The following is a 5,494-nucleotide window of genomic DNA, read 5'->3' as shown; positions in this document are numbered from 1 at the left end:
CAGGCTCGCTTCGCGCAGGGCCACCACGTATTCGCTCTGGTTGATGGCGCAGAATTCGGCCAGACGCTCGTCGCGGGTTTCGCCCATGTGTCCGCTGATGCTGGCATCCAGATAGTGCGGGTTGATCTGCAGCGGGAACAGGCCGAGCGCTGGCAGTACGGCGGCGTTGCAGACCGGCATGTCGTTGGTGGTGCGGATGCTCGGGGTCGCCACGTTGCAACCGGCGCTCCAGCCCACATAGGGAACGCCACGTTCGCGTACGGCACGCTGGATCGGCACGATCAGGCCATTTTCATGCAGCAGCTGATTCAGGCGCCAGGTGTTGCCACCGCTGATAAAGATGGCGTCGGCCTGATTGATGGCATCGACCGGATCATCGAAGTGGTGAATGCTGATGGTCTCGATCCCGAGGCTCTCGGTGAGATCGTTGGCGCGGGCATCCCAGTCGCTGCGGATCACCGCGTAGGGGATCAGCAGAATGCGCTTGACCGGTTTGCGGGCCAGCAGGCTCTGCACCCGGTCACGGGCCCAGCCGAGCAGACCCGGAAATTCGTTGGCTTTACCATTGCTAAGCAGAAGCAGTTCCATCAATACGTCCTCAAAATTGAAAGCGGAGGAGGAAGGGCCACCGGATCCGCCGTGCGGCCGGATGGCAAGAGGAGGCATGCTACCACCATTGGCGAGGCGGTTCTGTGATCGGGAGGTCCATTCAACGGCTATGGATGGATAACTCAATGCCAAGCGGTGGATTAATGAGCAGTGGTCAACTCGCCAGCCAGCACCAATAAAAAGACCCCGCCGCAGCGGGGTCATATCAGGGCTAAAGCAACTCGCCCATCAGGAGGCGGTCGCTTCCACCACCTTGTAGGAGGGCTGCTGGCGCAGCTTCCACAGCTCGCTCCACTTGCGCAGGGCGGAGAGCAGGATCAGCATCCCCAGCACCAGCATGATGAGTGAGATGATGCCGTTCATCGGGTTGTAACCCTTGGCCGCGGCGTTGAAGTAGACGTTGCTCATCATCCAGTAACCGGCGTAGTTGACGGTGACGAACAGGTAGGCCAGCGGAATGAGGCAGGTCAGCATGTAGCGGCGCTTGCTGGCCAGTCGCAGGATGATGGTGGCACCTATGATGAGGCCCACCGAGGCCATCAGCTGGTTCGAGACCCCGAACAGCGCCCACACAGAGCCGATGTCGCCGGACATCAGCAGATACCCCCACATCACGCAGGCGAGCACGCTGGCGCCGATGGCGCCCGGCATCCAGTCGATGCGTTTGAGGGGCGGGTAGAACTCGCCGAAGAAGTCCTGAATGAGGTAGCGGGAGACCCGGGTGCCGGAGTCGACGGCGGTCAGGATGAACACCGCTTCAAACATCACCACGAACTGGAAGAAGTAGGAGGCGAGGTTACTGAACCAGGGCACCTTGGTGAAGATGTAGGACATGCCCACCGCCAGGGTGACTGCGCCGCCGGTGCGACCGTTCAGATCCATGCCGATCTCCTGGGAGAGGAAGGGCAGATCCACCACCTGCATCCCCAGCTTGGCGAAGGCCTCCGGGGTGGCGTTGATGGCGAAGTAGTCAGCCGGGTGCAGGGCGGTGGCGGCGATCAGCGCCATCACGCCCACTACGCACTCGGCCAGCATGGCACCGAAGGCGACCGGCAGAATGTCGTTCCACTTGTCCACCAGTTTCGGGGTGGTGCCGGAGCCGATGAAAGCGTGGAAGCCGGAGATGGCGCCACAGGCGATGGTGATGGAGATAAAGGGCCAGACCGGACCACCCAGTACCGGGCCGCCGCCGTGGACAAACTGGGTCATGGCGGGGAACTGGATCTCGGGGTTGATGCAGATCACGCCGATCACCAGCGCGCCGAATACACCGATCTTCATAAAGCTGGAGATGTAGCCGCGCGGGGTGAGCAGCAGCCAGACCGGCAACGCGGTGGCGAAGAAGGCGTAGATGGGCAGCGCCAGACTGATGGTCTCGGCACGCAGGGTCAGCCAGGCACCGAAGGCGCTCTCCTGCACGTAGGGGCCGAAGAAGACGCAGGCCAGCACGGCGGCAAACCCGACCCAGGAGGCGGCTTGCAGGTTGCCGGTCAGCTTGTGCCAGATCCCCACCACCATGGAGATGGGGATGGTCATGAACACCGCGAACACACCCCAGGCGTTACGCTCCAGCGCGTGTACCACCACCATGGAGAGACCCGCCATGGTGATGGTGATGATGAACAGCATCGCGAGCCCCGTGCACCAGCCGGCGATGGGGCCAAGCTCGGCCTTCGCCACCTCGGAGAGCGACTTGCCCTGATGTTTCATGGAGGCGAACAGCACCACGGTGTCGTGCACCGCGCCGCCGATGACGCAGCCGATCAGCAGCCAGAGAAAGCTGGGCAGGTAGCCGTACTGGGCAGCCAGTACCGGGCCGACCAGCGGGCCGGCGGCGGCGATGGCGGCAAAGTGCTGACCGAAGTTGACCCACTTGTTGGTCGGCACGTAGTTTTTGCCATCTTCCAATTGGTGGGAGGGGGTGACTTGCTTGTCGTCAGCCAGCAGCACCTTGCGCACAAAGAACACGCCGTAGAGGCGATATGCAATGGCGAGGATGCAGAGGGCCGCAATGACAAAAGTAATTGCGTGTTGCATGGGGGAGTTTCCTTTTCCTGTGGCCAGTCTGGCCGGGCTCAGGCTGCACTCTACTCATGCGGTGGGGAAAGGGGAGCGAAGAAAAGGTCAGTGGCCGGGTTCTGCCCGCGAGTGGCAGAAAAGCGACCCCGAGTGGTTTGGCGGGAGTGCCGACGGCTGTGGTAAACGGGTGAGTGGTCGTTGGCAGGGCGGGAGCGGGGTGAGGTGTCCCGCCCTATCAGGGAATATCGAGCAGCTCCTTGAGGGGTTTGAGGTAGCGGCGACTCACCGGTACCTTGTGACCGCCCTGAGTCACCACCTCCGCCAGCCCGCCTTCCAGCAGCAGGATTTCGCGGATCTGGCCCGGGTTGAGCAGGTACTGGCGGTGACAGCGCACGAAGCCGGTCTTCTCCTCCAAGGTGCGCAGGGTCAGCTCGGTAGTGCCCTGCTGCTGGCCGCTGATCACCCGGTTGCCGGTGAGATCGCTGTGGATGAACTCCACCTCGCCAAGGGGCAGCAGCAGAATGCGGTTGTGGCCGGTGCAGGGGATGCTGCGCAGGGGTTGGGCGATACGGGAAGGATCCGGCAGCGGTTGGCCCGCCAGTTCACCTTTTGGCGAAAGCAGCCGGTTGATGCGCTCCAGCGCCCGGTTCATTCGCTCTGCAGTGACCGGTTTGAGCAGGTAGTCGAGGGCGTTTTCCTCGAACGCGCGCAGGGCAAACTCGTCGTAGGCGGTGATGAAGACGATGTGGGGGCGCAAGTCCGGGTCCAGCATGCTCACCAGCTCCAGCCCGTTGATGCGCGGCATCTGGATGTCGAGAAACAGCAGGTCGGGTTTGAGGCGATGGATGGCGGGCAGCGCCTCCATGGCGTGGGCGCACTCCCCCAGCAGGCGGATATTGCCCGCCTGCTCCAGCAGCAGGCGCAGCTCCTCGCGGGCGAGGGGTTCATCGTCAACGATCAGGGCGGTCAGCATGGGCTCTCCTGCAGGGGAAGGGTGATCCTCACCCGGGTTGATTGATGGGGGACGCAGTCGATGGCGACGCCGTACTCGGCGCCGTAACGGGCCTTGATGCGCCGATCCACTATGTGCATGCCAAGGCCGCTCCCCTCCTGTTTCGTCTGATAGAGCCCGGCGTTGTCGCACACCTCCAGCACCACCCGCTGGGCCTCAACCCGGGCGGTCAGGGTCAGCAGGCCGGGTTCGAACATCTGGGAGATGCCGTGCTTGACCGCGTTCTCGACTATGGGTTGCAGGGAGAAGGTGGGCAGCCGGTACTCCAGCAGCGATTCGGGAATATGGATCTGCACACTCAGGTGTTCGGCGAAACGGGCCTGCTCGATGTGCAGGTAGGCGTTCACATGCTCCAGCTCGTCGGCCAGGGTCACCTCATCCCCTTGGCGCTTGAGGTTCTTGCGAAAGAAGGTGGAGAGGTTGTGCACCAGGGTGCGGGCGCTTTCGGGATCGCGCCGGATCACCGCCGACAGGGTGTTGAGGGCGTTGAACAGAAAGTGCGGATTGATCTGCGCCTGCAACAGCTTTATCTCCGACTGGGCCAGCAGCCGCTTCTGCTCGTTATATTTGCCCGCCAGGATCTGGCCGGAGAGCAGCCGGGCGATCCCCTCTCCCAGGGTGCGGTTGATGGAGGAGAAGAACTTGCGCTTGGGTTCGTAGAGCTTGATGGTGCCTACCACGGAGCCCTCTCCCCCCGCAGCGGAATGACCAGCGAGGAGCCGAGCTTGCAGCCGGGGTGGATGGTGCAGCTGTAGGGGATAAGGTTGCCGTTGGCATAGACCACCTCGTTATGCTGGATCGCCTTGAAGGTGTGCCGGGAGTTGATGGCGGTGCCCGGCAGGTGGTGATCCTCGCCGATGCCGATAAAGGCGAGCAGCTTCTCCCGATCGGTGATGGCCACCGCACCGACCCCGGTCTCCTCGTAGAGAATGCGCGCCATCTGCTGGCATGCATCCTGGGTGAAACCCTTGTCCAGTACCCGCATCGCCCGCTCGGCGATCTTGAGGGCGCGGGCAGAGAAGGCGACCGAGTACTTCTCCAGCATGGCGCGGTGATCGAGGATCATCCGCATGAACATGGCGGCCCCCAGGGTATTGGCCACCAGCATGGGGGCGATGATGTTCTCGATAAGGTGGATGGCGTCATCGAGAGGGCGGGCCACCAGCAATATGATCCCCATCTGCATCAGCTCGGCGACCAGCGCTACCGACCCCACTACCCAGGGGCTGAACAGCAGATCGAGCCGGTGGCGGGCGACGAAGTGGCGGTGCACCAGCCCGCCGAGCAGCCCCTCTGCGATAGTGGAGAAGGTGCAGGCCAGCGCGGTGAAGCCCCCCAGCGAATAGCGATGGATGCCGCCGGTGAGCCCCACCAGCAGTCCCACGGCCGGGCCGCCGACTATGCCCCCCAGCACGGCGCCGATGGCGCGGGTATTGGCGATGGAGTCCTCGACCCTCAGGCCAAAGTAGGTACCCATCACGCAGAAGCCGGAGAAGATGAGGTAGCAGAGGATCTTGTGGGGCCAACTCAGGGTCACCTGAGTCAGCGGCATGAACAGCGGCGTCTTGGAGAGCAGCCAGGCGATCACCAGATAGACGCAGAGCTGCTGGAACAGCGAGATCACCAGAGTGAATTGTTCAAACGCCACGGCTCGTTGCCCCGGTAATGGTTGGTCATTTAATGGACGCGGAGTATTAGCAAACCCCATACCCCCTTGCAAGGCAGGGTTATCGGAATGGTGGCGTAGCGCACGATTTGCCGAATCGTCTGACGCCGTGACGGGCGATAACTGTCTGGTTACTCAGCATGGTGCTTGAGCCAGCGGCAGACGTGGCGATATTGCGGCAACAAAAA

General features: G+C 62.7%; 3 protein-coding genes and 1 pseudogene. All 4 read right to left on the bottom strand.

Features of this window, described 5'->3' with window-relative positions; translation table 11 throughout:
• The coding region (gene pepE / locus AACS18_RS18570; protein ID WP_258228769.1) for a dipeptidase PepE at positions 1–588 on the bottom strand (588 nt) is incomplete at its 3' end.
• A gap of 249 nt (positions 589–837) precedes the next feature.
• Entirely contained in the window at positions 838–2,646 is a 1,809-nt protein-coding gene (locus AACS18_RS18565; protein ID WP_108612994.1) for a carbon starvation CstA family protein, read from the bottom strand.
• Between the two features lie 217 nt (positions 2,647–2,863).
• The gene (gene btsR, locus AACS18_RS18560) at positions 2,864–3,601 is read right to left on the bottom strand and encodes a two-component system response regulator BtsR (protein WP_108612993.1); all 738 of its coding nucleotides are present in this window, start codon (positions 3,599–3,601) and stop codon (positions 2,864–2,866) included.
• Positions 3,595–5,288: pseudogene (locus tag AACS18_RS18555) on the bottom strand (LytS/YhcK type 5TM receptor domain-containing protein). Before AACS18_RS18555 ends, btsR begins: the two are co-directional and overlap by 7 nt.
• Positions 5,289–5,494: the final 206 nt, after the last annotated feature.

Source organism: Aeromonas sp. HMWF015 (assembly GCF_963878965.1).
Classification (GTDB): Bacteria; Pseudomonadota; Gammaproteobacteria; order Enterobacterales; family Aeromonadaceae; genus Aeromonas; species Aeromonas veronii.
This window is presented reverse-complemented; position numbering and strand designations above follow the sequence as displayed.